Origin of the sequence: Psychrobacter sp. A3 (assembly GCF_028823565.1) — a bacterium.
Lineage (GTDB): Bacteria > Pseudomonadota > Gammaproteobacteria > Pseudomonadales > Moraxellaceae > Psychrobacter > Psychrobacter celer.
Genome location: NZ_JAPEHS010000153.1, coordinates 1 through 1,415, shown reverse-complemented (window position 1 = coordinate 1,415; position 1,415 = coordinate 1). Strand labels below are relative to the sequence as shown.

The following is a 1,415-nucleotide window of genomic DNA, read 5'->3' as shown; positions in this document are numbered from 1 at the left end:
CTTTTTTTGCTTATCTCTCATCCGTCCGCTACGCTTCTTACGCCTTGGCTCTACTGTGTTTTCTGACTCTCGTGATTACACTGACAACGTTTATCCATAAGTCAGACAGCTTTAGATCGTGTCTTCATCTCAAAAATAATGATAAAAATGACGTTACAGCCTGTTTGTCCTTTGTAGGAAAGCGTCAACCGACCTTTTACTTTATTCTATTTTTTTCTATAGTAACTGGGTTGTTCTGTTAGGGCAATTTGTACAATCAACACTATGATACGACTGTTATTTATTCAGGTTTAAAAGCTTCTCACTCAGATGGTGACATTGATAAGTAGTGACATTGATAGGTAGTGACACTGAATTTAGTGCTTACTTGTTTAGAGAACAGTTATATAAAGAACACTTATACAAACAGCCATAAAACCACACTCAACACATAATAAGGATAATAATATGAGCAAGAAAACTTATAATATTCGTACCGCAGGCCAAGCCAATATTCCTGTGCTAGGGCTAGGTACTTGGCAATCAACAGGCCAAGACTGTATCGATGTCGTCTGCCAAGCGTTAAAAATGGGCTATGAGCACATTGATACTGCGCAAGCTTATGACAATGAAAAAGAGGTCGGAGAAGGTATCAAGCAATCAGGCGTGGCGCGTGATAAGTTCTTTTTGACCACCAAGATTTTCCCGGATGATATGAAGTTTGAGCCAGAAAAGCTGATAGCAGCCGCCAAGCGCTCATTAGAGAACCTAGATACCGATTATGTAGATCTGCTATTACTGCATTGGCCTGATGATCGCGTGCCATTGTCTGAGACCATTCCTGCGCTGTGTGAACTGCAAAAACAAGGGCTGACGCGTCATATTGGGGTTTCTAACTTTAATATCGCTCATATCATCGAAGCCAAAAAACACGCTGATGTGCCTATTGTCGTCAACCAAGTAGAGTTTCATCCGTTTATCAAACAAAATACCTTGCAGACTTTTTTGAATAATCATCATATTTTATTAGAAGCCTATTCGCCACTGGCGCGCGGTGATGTGTTTGACAATGAGGTCATCAAAGAGATTGTGGATAAGCATGGCGTAACACCTGCGCAAATATCACTGGCTTGGATATTATCTGACAAAAACCGTGTGGCCATTCCCAAGACGTCCAATCCCGACCATTTACAAGGCAACTTGGATGCCATCGATATCCAGCTTAGCGCCGATGAGTTAGAAAAAATTGGCAACTTGGCCCGTAGCGATGGCCGTAAAATCGAGCATCCTGACTATACGCCTGAATGGGATGACTAGGGCATATCCTCAATTCAATCGATAGACATCTAAATGGGCTAAAAATGGCTAAATCTGGACAAACGATGTCAGATAGCTGACTAATATCCCGATGTTATCTGCGCTATTTTCCTTGTTTG

The 1,415-nt window shown here is 41.4% G+C and carries 1 protein-coding gene; it reads left to right on the top strand.

Annotation, left to right across the window (positions count from 1 at the left end; all coding sequences use genetic code 11):
• Positions 1–447 precede the first annotated feature (447 nt).
• Entirely contained in the window at positions 448–1,296 is an 849-nt protein-coding gene (locus NK638_RS12225; RefSeq protein WP_274633227.1) for an aldo/keto reductase, read from the top strand.
• The last annotated feature ends 119 nt before the right edge of the window (positions 1,297–1,415 follow it).